16 protein-coding genes are annotated in these 15,955 nt (G+C 69.4%); 9 read left to right on the top strand and 7 right to left on the bottom strand.

What is annotated here, in order from left to right:
- The 3 genes from G406_RS46605 to G406_RS0113125 all read left to right on the top strand — a co-directional run.
- Positions 1 to 579 (top strand): HNH endonuclease signature motif containing protein (locus tag G406_RS46605; RefSeq protein ID WP_037076434.1); only part of this gene is annotated, 579 nt, incomplete at its 5' end.
- 287 nt (positions 580 to 866) lie between these two features.
- Positions 867 to 2,039, top strand: a complete 1,173-nt coding sequence (locus G406_RS56775) for a thermonuclease family protein (RefSeq protein ID WP_156934829.1) — start codon at positions 867 to 869, stop codon at positions 2,037 to 2,039.
- A 194-nt stretch (positions 2,040 to 2,233) separates the two neighbouring features.
- Complete coding sequence (locus tag G406_RS0113125) at positions 2,234 to 2,764, top strand: OsmC family protein (protein ID WP_051342019.1); 531 nt, start codon at positions 2,234 to 2,236, stop codon at positions 2,762 to 2,764.
- A gap of 33 nt (positions 2,765 to 2,797) precedes the next feature.
- Here G406_RS0113125 and G406_RS46595 read toward each other — a convergent pair whose 3' ends face one another.
- Positions 2,798 to 3,385, bottom strand: a complete 588-nt coding sequence (locus tag G406_RS46595; RefSeq protein WP_156934828.1) for a TetR family transcriptional regulator — start codon at positions 3,383 to 3,385, stop codon at positions 2,798 to 2,800.
- Entirely contained in the window at positions 3,382 to 4,824 is a 1,443-nt protein-coding gene (locus tag G406_RS0113115) for an aldehyde dehydrogenase family protein (RefSeq protein WP_028934195.1), read from the bottom strand. The genes G406_RS46595 and G406_RS0113115 overlap by 4 nt, the downstream gene beginning before the upstream one ends.
- A 91-nt stretch (positions 4,825 to 4,915) precedes the next feature.
- Here G406_RS0113115 and G406_RS46590 point away from each other — a divergent pair, with 91 nt between their 5' ends.
- A complete protein-coding gene (locus G406_RS46590) occupies positions 4,916 to 5,206 on the top strand; it encodes a putative quinol monooxygenase (RefSeq protein ID WP_051342017.1) in 291 nt (96 codons plus the stop codon).
- 21 nt (positions 5,207 to 5,227) lie between these two features.
- On the opposite strand, the gene G406_RS0113105 is transcribed toward G406_RS46590, so the two are convergent.
- Positions 5,228 to 6,697 (bottom strand): protein adenylyltransferase SelO, encoded by a 1,470-nt coding sequence (locus G406_RS0113105; RefSeq protein ID WP_028934194.1) that lies wholly within the window; start codon positions 6,695 to 6,697, stop codon positions 5,228 to 5,230.
- A gap of 9 nt (positions 6,698 to 6,706) precedes the next feature.
- On the bottom strand, positions 6,707 to 7,201 hold the full coding sequence (locus G406_RS0113100; RefSeq protein WP_028934193.1) for an SRPBCC family protein: 495 nt from the start codon (positions 7,199 to 7,201) through the stop codon (positions 6,707 to 6,709).
- 300 nt (positions 7,202 to 7,501) lie between these two features.
- On the opposite strand from G406_RS0113100, the gene abc-f reads away from it, so the two are divergent.
- From abc-f to G406_RS0113080, 4 genes are all read left to right on the top strand, one after another.
- A complete protein-coding gene (abc-f, locus tag G406_RS0113095) occupies positions 7,502 to 9,127 on the top strand; it encodes a ribosomal protection-like ABC-F family protein (RefSeq protein ID WP_028934192.1) in 1,626 nt (541 codons plus the stop codon).
- Between the two features lie 57 nt (positions 9,128 to 9,184).
- Entirely contained in the window at positions 9,185 to 10,666 is a 1,482-nt protein-coding gene (locus G406_RS0113090) for an amidase (RefSeq protein ID WP_028934191.1), read from the top strand.
- A gap of 290 nt (positions 10,667 to 10,956) precedes the next feature.
- On the top strand, positions 10,957 to 11,349 hold the full coding sequence (locus tag G406_RS0113085) for a DUF2237 family protein (protein ID WP_028934190.1): 393 nt from the start codon (positions 10,957 to 10,959) through the stop codon (positions 11,347 to 11,349).
- 83 nt (positions 11,350 to 11,432) lie between these two features.
- Positions 11,433 to 12,551, top strand: coding sequence for a metallophosphoesterase (locus tag G406_RS0113080; RefSeq protein WP_028934189.1), 1,119 nt, complete (start codon positions 11,433 to 11,435; stop codon positions 12,549 to 12,551).
- A gap of 61 nt (positions 12,552 to 12,612) precedes the next feature.
- Here the strand turns inward: G406_RS0113080 and G406_RS0113075 are convergent, their stop codons facing one another.
- Entirely contained in the window at positions 12,613 to 12,993 is a 381-nt protein-coding gene (locus G406_RS0113075; RefSeq protein ID WP_028934188.1) for a MerR family transcriptional regulator, read from the bottom strand.
- Between the two features lie 92 nt (positions 12,994 to 13,085).
- Here G406_RS0113075 and G406_RS0113070 point away from each other — a divergent pair, with 92 nt between their 5' ends.
- Positions 13,086 to 13,964 (top strand): NAD(P)-dependent oxidoreductase, encoded by an 879-nt coding sequence (locus G406_RS0113070; RefSeq protein ID WP_028934187.1) that lies wholly within the window; start codon positions 13,086 to 13,088, stop codon positions 13,962 to 13,964.
- 62 nt (positions 13,965 to 14,026) lie between these two features.
- Here the strand turns inward: G406_RS0113070 and G406_RS46585 are convergent, their stop codons facing one another.
- Both G406_RS46585 and G406_RS46580 read right to left on the bottom strand, forming a co-directional pair.
- Positions 14,027 to 14,860: an SDR family NAD(P)-dependent oxidoreductase gene (locus G406_RS46585; RefSeq protein ID WP_051342016.1), complete on the bottom strand. Its 834-nt coding sequence runs from the start codon at positions 14,858 to 14,860 to the stop codon at positions 14,027 to 14,029.
- The gene (locus G406_RS46580) at positions 14,857 to 15,954 is read right to left on the bottom strand and encodes a TIGR03857 family LLM class F420-dependent oxidoreductase (RefSeq protein ID WP_037076421.1); all 1,098 of its coding nucleotides are present in this window, start codon (positions 15,952 to 15,954) and stop codon (positions 14,857 to 14,859) included. Before G406_RS46580 ends, G406_RS46585 begins: the two co-directional genes overlap by 4 nt.
- Position 15,955 lies beyond the last annotated feature (1 nt).

Raw genomic sequence — 15,955 nt, 5'->3', positions numbered from 1 at the left:
ACCCTGCCCCAACGCCAAGCCGACGCACTCGCCGAGATCTGCTCCCACTCGTTGGACGAGGGCCGCCTGCCAGCCGAAGGCGGCGTCCGGCCGCACGTCACGGTCATCATGACCGAACACGACCTCCAGCAGAAAGCACGCGGCGCACAACTGGAGTTCGGTGGCAAAGCCCCCGCCTCCTACCTACGCGCCATGCTCTGCGACTGCGGCATCACCCCCGTTGTGCTCGGCGGCAAGAGCCTCCCGATCGACGTCGGATACGAGTCACGCACCGCACCAACCGGACTCCGCAAAGCCCTCACCGTGCGAGACCGCGGCTGCGCCCACCCCGGCTGCACCCGGCCACCGCACTGGTGCCAGGTCCACCACGTCATCGAGTGGAGCGCCGGCGGCCCGACCGACCTCGACAACTGCATGCTGCTGTGCAAACAACACCACCGCATGATCCACACCAGCGGATGGACCGTCAGAATCCGAGACGGATGGCCCGAATTCATCCCACCGAAATGGTTGGACCCCACCCAAACAGCACGCCGAAGACCCCTGCCACCGATATCACTTTCGGGGGTCTCGGAGTAGTCGGCCCAGAAGGCAGACCTTCGAACTCCGATCTCTTGGTGACGGCTACGCGCCTTCTTCCGGAGCCACACAACACGTCGGCACCGGCGTGACCACCCACCCGATGCCAAGAAGCTCATCCCATTGGCCTAATGCCCACGGGTAACGGCGACGGCCGAGGGAAGGATTATCCGGGCACATCTGGAAGAACGGACTGTCTCGCCATGACAACGTTGTCATCGACACGCCGCCGTCGTGCCGCACGAATTTCCCCGGCGAATCGGCTTCTGTGCGCCGGAGCTGGCGCGATGCTGCTGGGCGTCAGCCTGTCAGGCTGCGCCGGCGATCCGCCGCCGCTCACCGCCGAGCAAGTCACTCAGCAGCTCGCCGCTCAGGTCAAGACCAGCACCTTGACGAGGGTCTATACGGCGGAGAGCGACCCGAACAAGCTTCTGGGTCGCCCCGGCGGATACCTCTCCAAGACTGCGTTCACCGACAGCCGGGCCGAGACAAGTTCGTCAGGTGCACTTCCAGACGCGATAACCAATGGTGGTTCGGTCGAGGTTTTCGCCGATGAAGAGGGCGCCACCACGCGACGCGACTACCTGCAAGGGATCGGCAAACGAGCGCCGATCCTCGGAGAGTACGACTATCAAAACGGAGCGGTACTGCTACGCGTCTCCCGGAACCTGACACCCCAACAGGCGGCCGAGTACGAGGCAGCCCTGCCGCTGGCCACCAAGCCCGGGCCGCCCCCGCCTCCGACAACGGCGGTCAGCACTACATCTCCGACGAAAATGGCTCAACCCGCAGACCCGTCAGCGGTGTCCGTCGCCTCGGTCCATGATGCCGCCACGGTGGTGCTCACCAACGGAGTCCGGCTCAGACAGGCCGGCATTTCGGCGCCCAACTCGAACACCTGTGCAGCCAAGGAATCCGCTGTCGTCACCGACGCAGAGGTACGTCGCGCTCAGCTCAGCTACCAGCTGCTCGGTCAATCCGACCTGTACGGCAACCAATGGGCTTACCTGCAGGTCGGTGGCGCCGATCTCGGGGAGAGGCTTGCGAGCCTGGGCTGGGTGTGGGCCTACCCGGATTCCCCAGCGTCCCAGTCCTACAGCCAGCGCATCGCACGTCAGGTCGATGCAGCGCGCTCGTCGAAAATCGGTCTGTTCGGAACCACCTGTCCTGACTCCATACCTCCGACGACGGGACAGCAGCTGACGCCTCCCGCGAAGGCAATCAGCGATGGGACCTATGTCGTCGGCACTGACATCGAAGCCGGCACCTACCGGACGGCCGGTCCGGACGAAACAGCCCTCATCAAGATGTGCTCCTGGTCGCGGCGAAAGGACACCTCAGGTGAAATTGGCTCGGTGATCGCCACGAACATCGCTCAGGGACCCACGACCGTGACCATCAAGCCGACGGATAGGGCGTTCGAATCACGTGGCTGTACGCCCTGGAACCGCCTCAACTGACCGACCCCGCAGCGCAGACGCCTCACCGCTGGTCTACCGCGACAGCGAGACAGTCTGGTACGAATGGGGTCATGGCTGGTGGGTGGTACCTGGCGCGCCGCCGGCACGTGGACCACGGGCTGGTCTGCACGTGCGCGTGTCGCCGTTCACGCTGATCCTTCGCCCCGTCCCGCCATCAGCCGAGTAGGGAAACCATGTCTGTCACGTCCACGACCTCCGACCGCGATCAGCAGCTTCGCGGGATCATCGATGCCACCGCCTCCGCCGTGTCCGCCGACGCGAGCAACGGGCACGTCACGTTCAGGACCACCGGGAGCGGCGTCGACGCCGTCGCCACCGACATCCGCATCGGCGGGCACCAGGTGCGCGTCGACGAGCCACCCGCGCTGGGCGGGGAGAACACCGCGCCGAACCCCATCGAGACGGCGCTCGCCGGGCTGCTGTCCTGCCAGGTCGTCACCTATCGGTTCTGGGCGGCGAAGCTGGGCGTCCCGCTCGACGACGTGCGTGTCGACACCGAGGGTGACCTGGACATCCAGGGGTTCTTCGGGCTGCGCGACGGGGTTCGGCCGGGGCTCGGCGCGGTTCGGGTGAAGGTCACCCTCAGCGGGCCGGGCACACCCGAGCAGTACCAGGAGCTGCACGCGCAGGTCGACCAGCACTGCCCGGTGCTCGACCTGTTCGCCAACGCGACCCCGGTCAGCACCGAGCTCGTCGTCGAATAGACCCCTCGTGAGTGGTACGGGTGCCCGTACCACTCACGAGGTCAGATCGTTCCGGATCAGGTCGAAGACCCGGTTGAGGTTGTCGAACGGCAGTGCCCTGCCCTGGGTGTTGATCCACTCGTCGAGCAGGGTGCGGAACGCCGCGACGGCGATCCTGGCCAGCAACGTCGAGCGCACGTCGTCCATCGACGGCGAGCGCTCACGCAGCACCTCGGCCAGCGCGTCCTCCCACTGTGCGTGTTTCAGGAGATTGTGCGCGCGCAGGCTCGGGGTGCGTTCGATCATCACGGTCACCGCGTAGATCTCCGACGGGTTCCCGGCGAAGTTCTGGCACAGCGCCGTGAAAGCGGCCTGCAGGGAGGCGAACGGGGGCTCGTCGAGCGGGCGGGCGCGCAGCGAGTCGCGCAGCAGCGTCGTCGTGCCGCGCGCCCACTCCATCACGATGTCGCCCTTGCCCCCGAAGTAGCGGAACAGGGTCCGGCGCGACACGTCGGCCGCCTCGGCGATCTCGTCGACCGTCGTGGCGTCGAAACCCCGTTCCGCGAACAGGCGCATGCCCACGGAGACCAGCTCGGACCGAGCCCGTTCCCGTTTGCGCTCCCGCAGACCGTCCACACTCACGCCGGCTGGTAGCCCATCACGGCCTTGACCTCGGTGAACTCGTCGAAGCCGAACTCGCCCCACTCGCGGCCGTTACCCGACTTCTTGTAGCCACCGAACGGAGCGGTCGGGTCGAGGCCGGCGCCGTTCAGGCCGACCATGCCGGTGCGAATCTTGGACGCGACCTTGAACGCCCGGGCCGGGTCGCTGGACTGGACAGCACCGCCGAGGCCGTACTCACTGTCGTTGGCGATCTGGATGGCCTCTTCCTCGGAGGAGTACTTGATCACCGAGAGCACCGGACCGAAGATCTCTTCCTGGGCGATCCGCATGTCCGGGGTCACCCCGGTGAACACCGTCGGCCGGACGAAGTAGCCCTTGTCCAGGCCTTCGGGGAGCCCGAGGCCGCCGACCGCCGCCTCCGCGCCTTCGTCAAGACCCGCCTGAATGAGTGCCTGCACCCGGTCGAACTGGGTCTTGCTGACCAACGGACCGAGCACGGTGCCCTTCGTCTGGGGGTCACCCGTCGCGTACGTCGCGGTTGCACCCTTGATCAGCTCGACCAGCTCGTCGTGCTGGTCCTCGTGGACCAGCAGGCGGGTCGGGGCGTTGCAGCTCTGGCCGCTGTTGGTGAAGCAGGCACCTGCCGCCACCTGGGCGGCCGCCTCCAGGTCGGCGTCAGGCAGCACGATGTTCGCCGACTTGCCGCCCAGCTCCAGCGACACGCGCTTGACGGTGTCCGCCGCGTTCTTCGACACCAGGATGCCGGCGCGGGTCGAACCCGTGAACGACACCATGTCGATGTCCGGGTGCGCGGACAGCACGGAGCCGACGCTCGGGCCGTCACCGTGGACGAGGTTGAACACACCCGAGGGAACCCCGGCCTCGTGCAGGATCTCAGCGACGATCACCGCGTCCAGCGGGGCGACCTCACTGGGCTTGAGGACCATCGTGCAGCCGGTCGCCAGCGCGGGTGCGACCTTGCACCAGATCTGATTGAGCGGCCAGTTCCACGGGGTGATCATGGCGCAGACGCCGACCGGCTCGCGCAGCAGCACGGTCGTGCCCTTGACCTGCTCGAACTCGTAGTTCTTCAGTACCTCGATCGCGGTCATCAGGTGGCCGAGGCCGGCCGGTACCTGTGCCTTGCTGGCCAGCGCGTTCGGCGCGCCCATCTCGGCGGTGACGGTGGCGCTCAGGTCTCCCATGCGCCGCTTGTACACGTCGACGATCTTTTCCAGCAGGCTCAGCCGCTCCTCGCGGCTGGTCGCCGACCAGCTCGGGAAGGCGGCCTTCGCGGCGGCCACCGCGGTGTCGGCGTCCTCCTTGGTACCCATGGCGATCTGGGTGATGACCTCTTCGGTCGCCGGGTTGAGCACGTCCAGCACCGTGTCGGTGGACGGGGCGACCCACTTGCCGTCGATGTAGAAATTCTTCGCGTTCGCGTAGAGCTCAGTCATTGAGCGAGTCCTTTCGATGGCGGTTCCCCCACCATACTGACACCAAGTGTCTGTTGGCACTGAGTGTCAATACCCGATAGCGTCTGGACCCATGGCAACGATCATCACTCTCGAAGTTCCCGCGCAGCCGGGCAAGGGCGACGAGCTCGTCGCGGCGTTCAACAAGATCCTCCCGGACACCCGGGCCTACAAGGGCTGCCAGAGTGTGACCGTGCTACAGCGCGCCGACGACAAGGACAAGATCGTCCTCGTCGAGACCTGGGACTCGGAAGAGGACCACAACGCGTACAGCGTCTGGCGGCGGGACAGCGGCACCCTCGGCGACATCATGGGGCTCGCCGCCGGTCGTCCGGTGAACACGGTCTACAACGACGTCAGCTGAAACGACGTCAGCTGACCTGACTCAGGTGCCGCAGAACGTGCGGTACCCCTCGGAACCCGCCGGCGCCGGTGCCGCGTACTCCTCGAGGCCGGGGCGCTCGCCGAACGGCCTGGCCAGCACGTCGAGGAACGTCGTGAACGGTTCCCGGTCGCCGGCGGTTCCCGCTGCCAGCGCCGCCTCCATCAGATGGTTGCGCGGGACGTAGACCGGGTTGACCCGGTCCATCGTCGCGGAGGCCGCCTCCGGTTCCACCAACCGTTCCTGCCACCGCTGCGCCCAGACGTCGAAGACCGGCCGGTCGAGGAACAGTGAGCGCGCCGGTTCCGTATCGCCGCGTGCCGAGGCCGACAACGCGCGGAAGAACGACGTGTAGTCCACGTGCTGGGCGTGCAGCTGCGCGAGCAGGTCGGTGATCAGCTCACCGTCTCCGGGCTGCTCGCCCACCAGCCCGAGCTTCGCGCGCATCCCCTCGGTCCAGTGCCGCTGGTAGCGGTCGGCGAAGGAACGCAGCACCTCGGTGGCCGCTTCGATCGCCACCTCGGACGAGTCGTCGATCAGCGGCAGCAACGTCTCGGCCAGCCGCGCCAGGTTCCACTGCGCGATGCCCGGCTGGTTGCCGTACGCATAACGACCACCTTCGTCGATCGAGCTGAACACCGTCGCCGGGTCGTAGGCATCCATGAACGCGCACGGCCCGTAGTCGATCGTCTCGCCCGAGATGGTCATGTTGTCGGTGTTCATGACACCGTGGATGAACCCGACGAGCATCCACCTGGCGATGAGCGACGCCTGGACCTCGACGACACTCTCGAACAGAGCCAGATAGGGGTTCGGCGCCTCCCGAGCGGCGACATGGTGCCGGGCGATCGCGTAGTCGGCGAGGCCGCGCACCAGGTCCGGCCCGCCGTGCACCGCCGCGTACTGGAACGTGCCGACCCGCAGATGGCTGGACGCGACCCGCACCAGCACGCCACCGGGCAGCATCGTCTCGCGCGCGACGTCGTCGCCGGTCGCCACGACGGCGAGCGCGCGGGTCGTGGGGATGCCCAGCGCGTGCATCGCCTCCCCCATCGCGTACTCGCGCAGCATCGGGCCCAGCGGCGCCAGCCCGTCGCCGCCGCGCGCGAACGGCGTGCGCCCGGATCCCTTCAGGTGCAGGTCACGCCGCTGGCCGTGGACGTCGAGCACCTCGCCGAGCAGCAGCGCGCGACCGTCGCCGAGGCGCGGCACGAACCCGCCGAACTGGTGCCCGGCGTAGGCCTGCGCCACCGAAGCCGCACCCTCGGGCGCGGTGTTGCCGACCAGCGCCTCGATGCCCTCCGGCGTGCTCAGCGCCTCGGCGTCGACGCCCAGCTCCTCGGCGAGCGCGTCGTTGAGCAGCACCAGCCGGGGCGCCGGGGCGTGTCTGGCCTGCCAGTCCACGTACAGCCCCGGCAGCTCCCGCACGTAGGAGTTGTCGAACGCGAACAGAGGGCGAGCGGCAACGGTCATACCTCGAGGCTAACCGCGATGCGCTTGTCTCGACGTGGCGATCTCGGCCAGATGGCTGAGCGAGTTGTGCAGGTGGTCGACCTCGAACGGCGGGAACGGGATGTGCTCGCGGATCTGCGCCGGCACCGCCGACCAGTCGTAGGACAACGTCACCGTGGTGCCGGTATCGCCAGCCGGTGCCAGGTCGTAGCGCCAGATCCAGCCACCGGTCTCCAGGACGTCGCTGCCCGGCGAGTACTGGCCCGGCTCCCAGGAGATGGTGCGCGGCGCCTCGAACGCGGTGATCCGGTTGGCCATCTCGTAGTCGCCGTCCGGATGGTTCGGGTGGTACATCGCCATCCGGAACACCTGACCCTCGCCGGTCAGCGGCTCGTCGTCCTTCGGCTCACGGACCCAGCCGGTGCCGTCGATCGCCGCGTGCGTCCCGGGGTCGGTGAGCACCGCGAACACCGCCTCCACCGGCGCCTCGACGGTCGTCTCCACGCTGAAGGTTTCGTTGCCCATGATCGTGTTCTCCCTCGGTCCGAGAAGTCCTCACCCCTACAGACCCTCGGAGACGCCGAAACTCATCGACCAGCGCCGAGATCTCGGCTGAGCGTTTGCTACCGTCTTCAGCGAGTGTTCCCTGACCGAGGAGAGCAGACACATGGCGGGTGACGACGACATCTCCGGGTGATACCGGAGCGTGTCCGGCCATCGGCGTGCGCTGACAGCGCCGCACACGGCCGCTGCCGTCGCACCACGACCCTGTCTCCCGCTGGGCTGCCGTTCCTTCGCGCCCACCTCACACCGAGGGCACTCCGCATGCACGACACATCCATCGTCTGTTCGAACGTTTCCTTCTCCTGGCCCGACGACACCCCGGTGTTCGACGACCTCTCGTTCGCCGTGGGTACCGGCCGCACCGGTCTCGTCGCGCCCAACGGCGCGGGCAAGTCGACGCTGCTCAAACTGATCGCGGGCGAGTACCGGCCCAGCCACGGCAGCGTGACCGTCGAGGGCGTTCTCGGCTACCTGCCGCAGAGCCTGCCGCTGGCCGGTGACCTGACCGTCGCGCAGGTCCTCGGGATCGCCGACGTGCTCGCCGCGCTGGCTGCCATCGAGTCGGGTGATGCGAGCGAGCGGCACTTCACCACGATCGGCAACGACTGGGACATCGAGGAACGCACCCGTGCCGAACTGGACCGTCTCGGGCTCGGCGACGTCACGGTCGACCGGCGGCTCGACACGCTCAGCGGCGGCCAGATCGTGTCGCTCGGGCTGGCCGCGCAGCTGCTGCGGCGGCCCGACGTCCTGCTGCTCGACGAGCCGACCAACAACCTGGACCGCGACGCCAGGGAGCGGCTCTACACCGTGCTCGACGAGTGGAACGGCAGCCTGCTGCTGGTCAGCCACGACCGGGCGCTGCTGGACCGGATGGACCGCATCGCCGAGCTGGACCGGGGCGAGCTGCGGACCTACGGTGGAAACTTCACCGAGTACACCGACGCCGTGCGGGCCGCGCGGGAGGCGGCGGAACGCACCGTCCGGACCGCCGAGCAGGAGGTCAAACGCGAGAAACGGGAGATGCAGCAGGCCCGCGAGCGGGCGGCCCGCCGGGCAAGCAACGCCGCGCGCAACGTCTCCAACGCGGGTCTGCCGAAGATCCTCGCCGGAGCGCGCAAACGCAACGCCCAGGAATCCGCCGGCAAGGCCGACGGCATGCACGGCGCGCGGCTCAGTGACGCCAAGGCTCGGCTCGACGAGGCCGGCCGGGCGTTGCGGGACGAGCAGGCGATCGCGCTGGAGCTGCCCGCGACCACCGTGCCCGCCGGGCGCACGGTCTTCCAGGGTGAGCGCATGCAGGCCAGGGGGCTGTTCGCGGCCGGCGGCGTCGACCTGGGCATCCGAGGCCCGGAACGGATCGCGCTGACCGGCCGCAACGGTTCCGGCAAGTCCACACTGCTGCGGTTGATCAGCGGTGACCTCGCCTCGGACGGCGGCGCGACCAGCCGCGCCGACGGGCGGGTCGCGTACCTGTCCCAGCGCCTCGACCTGCTGGATCTCGACCGGACGGTGCTGGAGAACCTGGTCGCTGCGGCACCGGGCATGCCGGAGGCGAAGCGCATGCACCTGCTCGCCCGCTTCCTGTTCCGAGGTCAGCGCATCCACCTCCCGGTCGGGGTGCTGTCCGGCGGTGAGCGGCTGCGAGCGACGCTGGCGTGCGTCCTGTTCGCCGAACCGGCACCGCGGCTGTTGCTGCTGGACGAACCGACGAACAACCTGGACCTGGTCAGCGTCGGCCAGCTGGAGAACGCGCTCACCGCCTACCAGGGGGCGTTCGTCGTGGTCAGCCACGATGAGCGCTTCCTCGCGGAGATCCGGGTCAACCGCTGGTTGCGGCTCGCCGACGGCAGGTTGGACGAGACCGGGGCGCCCGAAATGGACTGACGGGTGTCGGTGGGCACCAGTAGGTTCTCCGGAGAATCCCAGTGAACGGAGAACGGTGTGAGCGACGCTGAGCTCAGCTACCGGAGTGCGACGGAACTCGTGGCCGCGATGGCGGAGGGTCAGGTGTCGGCGGTCGAGCTGACCGAGGCCGCCATCGCCCGCATCGAGAAGCACGACCCCGCGATCAACGCGGTGTGTGTGCGCGACTTCGACCGGGCGCTGGATGCGGCGCGCGAGGCCGACGCGGCCCGCGCCCGGGGCGAGCAGCGCCCGCTGCTCGGCGTCCCGATGACGGTCAAGGAGTCCTTCAACGTCGCCGGACTGCCCACGACCTGGGGTTTCCCGGCGTTCAAGGACACGGTCCCGGCGGCAGACGCACTGGCCGTCGAGCGGGTCAAGGCGGCTGGCGCGGTCGTTCTCGGCAAGACGAACGTCCCGCTGGGCCTGGGTGACCTGCAGAGCTTCAACGACGTGTACGGCGTGACCCGCAACCCGTGGGACCTGGAACGCACGCCCGGCGGTTCCTCCGGAGGGTCGGCGGCCGCGCTGGCCGCCGGGTACGGGCCGTTGTCGCTCGGCTCCGATATCGGCGGCTCGCTGCGCAACCCCGCGCACTTCTGCGGCGTCTACGCGCACAAGCCGACCGTCGCGCTCGTTCCGGCGCGCGGACACGTACCGCCGCACCTGCCGCCGCTGCCCGGCGAGAGCGACCTCGCGGTGATCGGCCCGATGGCGCGCGGCGCGGCGGACCTCGGTCTGCTGCTCGACATCATGGCCGAGCCCGACCCGCTGACGCTGGGCGGCGCGTACCGGCTCGCGCTGCCCGACGCCCGGCACCACGACCTCACCGACTATCGGGTGCTCGTACTGGACAGCCACCCGCTGATTCCGTCGTCGACGAGTGTGCGCGCCGCGATCAGCGGGTTCGCCGAGCAGCTGGCTGGCGTCGGCGCGCACGTCACGTCGGAGAGCCCGCTGCTGCCGGACCTGGAGAAGGCGTCCGGGCTGTACCTGCGCCTGCTGATGTCGGTGCTCGGCGCGAGCTTCCCGCCGGAGAGCTACGAGCGGGCACGCAAGGAGGCGGAGAAGCTGTCCGCCGACGATCACAGCCTCGAGGCCGACCTGAGTCGTGGCGTCGCGCTGAGCCACCGGGACTGGCTGTTCGCCGACACCGAGCGCAGGGCGTTGCGGGAGAGCTGGCGTGCACTGTTCGCCGAGTTCGACGTGGTGCTGTACCCGGTCACGCCGACGCCGGCGTTCCCGCACGACCACGGCGACTCGAACGCCCGCACGCTCACGATCGACGGGACCGAACACAACTACTTCAACCAGCTGGCGCTGGCCGGGGTGGCGACACTGCCCGGTCTGCCGGCGACCGTGCTCCCGCTCGGCCTGTCCCCCGAAGGTCTGCCGATCGGGGTGCAGGCCATCGGTCCGATGTACGGCGACCGCACCACGATCCGGTTCGCCGAGCTCGCCGAACGCCACTTCGGCGGCTTCACCCCGCCACCACTCGTGAGCGGCAAGGCCGTGGCGTAGCCGCCATCGTGAGTGGCAAGGGCGCCTACCCCGAAGGGGCGCCATCGTGAGTGGCAAGGGCGTCTACCGCGAAGCGGCGCCGAAGGCGTAGGCGCTCGGAGCACTCACGACAGCTTTTCCGTCGTGAGTGGCAAGGGCGCCTATAGGCGCCCTTGCCACTCACGAGTCGACGGCGAAGCCGAGATGCCTTGGACCCGACCACAAGCACAAAGCCGCGCTGACCACTCACGACCGGCTACACACTCCGGTTCCCCCCAGCCAGGCGCCCGGCGCCGGGTGATACTTGACGGGTGACGGAACGCAATGTGCTCGGCGGCGAGCTGGAGCCGTGCAGCACCGACCCGCTCACCGGATTCTTTCGGGACGGGTGCTGCAATACCGGCCCCGAGGACCTGGGGAGCCACACCATCTGCGCGGTGGCGACCTCCGAGTTCCTCGCCCATCAGCGCAGCATCGGCAACGACCTGTCCACCCCGATGCCGCAGTACGGATTCCCGGGGCTGAGACCGGGCGACCGGTGGTGCGTCACCGCGATGAACTGGGCGCGCGCGTACAACGACGGCGTCGCGGCGCCCGTGGTGCTGGCCTCGACCAACGAGGCGGTGCTCAAGATCGTGCCGCTCGACGCGTTGCGCAAGCTGGCCGTCGACGTCCCGGACGATCCGGGTTCACTGGAGGCATGACCACACCGCCCACCCCGTCGACCGGGACGCCCGAGCCCGCGTCCGTCGCGCGCCGACCGGCGAGGTCGCCACGACGCACCGCCATGGTGCTCACCGTGACCACCCTGCTGTTCGGGGTCCCGTGGCTGGGCCTGGTGGCCACCGTCAGCTGGCCGGCGTGGGTGCTGGTGGCTGGCACGGTCGTCGCGTTGCTCGGCCTCGCCGCGCTGCCCGTGCTGATGGGACGCGGCCACGGCCGGCGGCAGTCGGATACCTCGGCGCGTATCGGGGACACACTGCTCGGGCTGGTGTGGATGCTGTTCGTCTGGACCGTGCTGGGGCAGCTGGTCCGCCTCGTGCTGATGGCGGCCGGGACGGACGGCCCCGCTGTGGGCCGGTTCGTCGCTGTCGCGGTGGTGATCGTCGTCGCGGCGCTGGCCGGGTACGGCTTCGTGGAGGCGCTGCGGCTGCCCAGGACCCGGGAGGTCGACGTCGTGCTACCCCGGCTGGGTGCCGGGCTGGACGGGTTGCGGGTCGTGGTCGTCACCGACACGCACTTCGGTCCGATCGACCGGTCGGGGTGGTCGCGCCGGGTGGTGGCCAGGGTCAACGAGCTGGCACCGGACATCGTGTGTCACGCGGGCGACCTCGCGGACGGTGCGGTCGCCCGCCGCCGCGCGCAGGTCGATCCGCTGGCCGACGTGCACGAGGGACTCGGGCGGTTCTACATCACCGGGAACCACGAGTACTTCGGCGAGGCCCAGGGCTGGATCGACCACATGCGCACGCTGGGCTGGCAGCCGCTGCACAACACCGCCCAGGTGGTGAGCCGGCGCGGTGATCGGCTGGTGGTCGCGGGTGTCGATGATCCGACCGGGGCCACGTCCGGCCTGCCCGGCCACGGCCCCGACCTGGCGTCGGCGCTCGCCGGCCAGGATCCGGCGCTGCCCGTCCTGCTGCTCGCCCACCAGCCCACACAGGTCGTGCAGTCCGTCGAGGCAGGGGTCGACCTGCAGGTTTCCGGCCATACGCACGGCGGCCAGATCTGGCCGTTCCGCTACCTGGTTCGGCTCGACCAGCCGGTCGTGTCCGGGCTGAGTCGCCACGGCGACCGCACCCAGCTCTACACCAGCCGAGGCACCGGCTTCTGGGGCCCGCCGCTGCGGGTCTTCGCGCCGAGCGAGATCACCGTCCTCACCCTGCACCACCCCGCGAGTCGCTAGATTCCGCCGTGCGAGTCGCTGGATTGTGCAGGGCGAGCGAGTCACTCGCCGCAAGCTGCGATCAACCGCCGGCGCGCAGGCCCGCCGCCTTGGTCCGCTCGATCGCGTCGAGGTAGCCATGCAGGGCTTCGCGGGACTCGGTGAGCGCCTCGATGCGCTCGTCGAGCCCGGCCAGGCGTTCCTTCAGGCCGTCGACCAGCTCGTCGCACGGTTCGAACTCCGGGGTCGCGCCGATCGCGCAGGGCAACAGGTAGCCGATGTACTTCGTGGACAGCCCCGCCTCGAGCAGCCTCCGGATCTGGGTGACGGTCAGGACCGCGTCCTCGGGGTACTCGCGGTGGCCGTTCGCGCCTCGGTGCGCGTCGAGCAGTCCCTGGGACTCGTAGTAGCGCAGCAGATGAGCACCGACGCCGGTTCGGCGGCTCAGTTCTCCGATCAACATCGCGCTGCTCCTTGACCTTCATATCAATGTGAAGGTTGATGATTCTGCCATGGCCGGCCCGATCGGTCACCCGAGTCATGGAGGAGCCCCACATGTCCGACAGCCCCGTTCCGGTCACCGTTCTCGGCCTCGGTCTGATGGGCCAGGCCCTGGCCGGAGCATTCCTCGCCGCCGGGCACCCGACGACGGTGTGGAACCGCTCCGCGGCCAAGGCCGATGAGCTCGTCGGTCGCGGCGCGACTCTCGCCGCCTCACCGGCAGCCGCCGTCGCGGCGGGTTCTCTGATCGTCGTATGCGTCACCGACCATCGTGCCGTCCGGGAGCTGCTCGAACCGCTGGGCGACGCGCTGCCCGGTCGAGTGCTGGTCAACCTGACCTCCGGCACCTCGCGGGAAGCCAGGGAGAACGCCGAGCACACCGCCGCGCAGGGCGCGACCTACCTCGACGGCGTGATCCTGACGATCCCGTCCGGCATCGGCACCCCGGAGGCCACGATCCTCTACAGCGGACCCCGTTCGACCTTCGACGAGCACGAGTCGGCATTGCGCGCACTCGGTCCCGGCGCCACGTTCGTGGGCGAGGACCACGGCCTGGCCGCGCTGTACGACGCGGCGATGCTCAGCGTCATGTGGGGTCTGTTGAACGGGTTCCTGCACGGCACCGCGCTGCTCGGAACCGCGGGGGTGAGCGCCACATCGGTCGTTCCGATGCTCGGTCAGGGCATCGAAGCGGTCACCGGGTGGATCGCGCGCTACGCCGACCAGATCGATGCCGGTGTGTACCCTGCCGACGACGCGACGATCGACACCCAGCGCGCCGCGATGCAACACCTCGTCGAGGAGAGCAGGGCCGCCGGGATCAACGGCGAGCTGCCGGCGTTCGTCACGAAGCTGGCCGACCGTGCGGTGGCCGAAGGGCGGGGCGGGGACAGCTACGCGGCGCTGATCGAGCAGTTCCGCAAGTCTGCTTGACCCCACGCCGGCCACAGCGTCCTACCCTCTCCCGACTCGCACGGCAGTCGGGGGATTGTGCGTCAGAGAGGGAGTGCGCCGGTAGCGGCGAGGCCGATGAAGGCGGAGTTGAGCGCTCCCGCCGAGAAGCCCCGGTCGACCGCGATCACCGCGCCGTTGATCTCCACCGACTCGGGTGTGCAGAGGTTCAGCACCGCGTTCGCCACGTTCCGAGGCGGGATCATCATGGCGTCCATCGAGGAGTCGTCGGGCACCGGCGGTGTCCAGTCCGCGCCGTGAGTGTCCCGGCCGCGCGCGACCAGGGACGCGAGGGAGAGCTCTGTCGCCACCGGGCCCACGACCAGCGCGTTCGCCCGGACGCCCCGGTCGAAGTTCTCCACCGCGATGACCCTGGCGAGCTGGATCGCGGCGGCCTTGGACATGCCGTAGCTGCCCATCGTGGCCAGCGCCTGGACACCGGCACCGGAGCAGATGTTGAGGACGACACCGCTGTGCTGGGCGCGCATCGCGGGCAGCACGGCCCGGGACATGAACAGCGGTCCGTCGAGCGTCGGTCCGGACACCGCGCGCCAGGACTGCTCGTCGAGCTGGTGGATGCGTGCCTGAGGCAGCGACGTGCCCGCGTTGTTGACCAGTACGTCGATCCGGCCGTGAGCCCTCAGGGCCGCCGAGGCGACGTCCTGGCAGTCGTCCCAGACGCTGACGTCCGCGGTGACGAAGGTGAAGCTCGAACCCAGCGCCTTGATCTCTCGCTCGAGCTCGGCGGCCGGCTCCGGGTTGCGAGCCGTACCGACGACGTGTGCACCCGCCTCGGCGAACGCGAGGCTGAGCGCGCGACCGATGCCCCGGGTCGCGCCGGTGACGACCGCTACCTGACCACTGAGGTCGATGCTCATCGGCTGGCACCTTCCGTCACGCGGGCGGCCCAGGCCCGGGCGAGTCCGGCGTTCTGGGCGGGGGTGCTGCCGTAGGTGGCGATCTCGTCGGCCCCGGCGTCACGGAACCGCCGCAGCGTGGCGACACACTCCTCGACCGAGCCCAACGCGCAGGACTCGCTCATCCACTCGTCCGGCACGAGCGCCGCCGGTCCGAGCAGCTCGCCCCGGTGGAACTTCAGGTCGCTCACCGAGTCCATGTCGCGGAACTGGGTGTGCTCGCGCAGGGCTGCCAACGGGGCCGGGTCCCAGCCGTTGAGCCGTACGAGCATCTCGCCGTAACCGGGTGCGTCGAGGTAGGTGACGGCCCGCGCGTGCGCGATCGTGCGGGTCTCGGTGTCGTCGAGGTCCGGCGCTGTGATCACCGACTGGCAGATGCGCAGAGTCGCCGGATCGCGTCCGATCCGCTCGCACTCCCGACGCAGGCGCTCGACGATAGTGGCGGTCGCGGTGGGGGTGAAGACCGGTGGGAGCAGGACTCCGTCGAAGCTCGCCGCGGTGGCCCTCGCTCCCAGCGGCTGCCCGAGGGTCCCGAACCACACCGGCGGCGCGGGCACTTCGGGGTCGACGTCCTCCAGGGCCAGGTGGGGGAACGTTCCGGCCGGGCCGTCGTAGGCGACCTGCTCACCGGCCCAGAGCCGCCGCAGGATGTCGACGTAGTCACGCAGCCCCGGGTACGAGGGCATCGTCAGGCCGGCGCCGCCGAGCCACCCCGGGTTGCCCCGCCCCAGACCGAGCACGAACCGGTCCCCGAACGCCGCCTGCATGGTCGCGCCGAGACCGGCGGCGTGCAGCGGGTGCCGCGCGGGAGTCGTGATGATCCCGGACGCCACACCGATCCGGCTCGTCCTGGCCGCGATCGCGGCCAGCAGCACGCCGGCTTCCTTCAGGTTCCAGCGTTCGGAGAGGAACACCCGGCGAAAGCCCAGGTTCTCGGCGTCGACGCCGTCCTGGATTCCCTCCGCGACACCTCGGAAGTCGGTCACGTACCGGCTCGCGCGCGGCCGGGCGAGCACCCGTCCGCTGATGACGTAGGCGCTCAGATCTTCGATCATC

The organism is Actinospineispora spinosispora DSM 44797 (genome assembly GCF_000429025.1).
Taxonomy (GTDB): Bacteria; Actinomycetota; Actinomycetes; order Mycobacteriales; family Pseudonocardiaceae; genus Pseudonocardia; species Pseudonocardia spinosispora.
The sequence above is the reverse complement of the archived record's forward strand: the minus strand, read 5'-3'. Positions and strand labels throughout refer to the sequence as shown.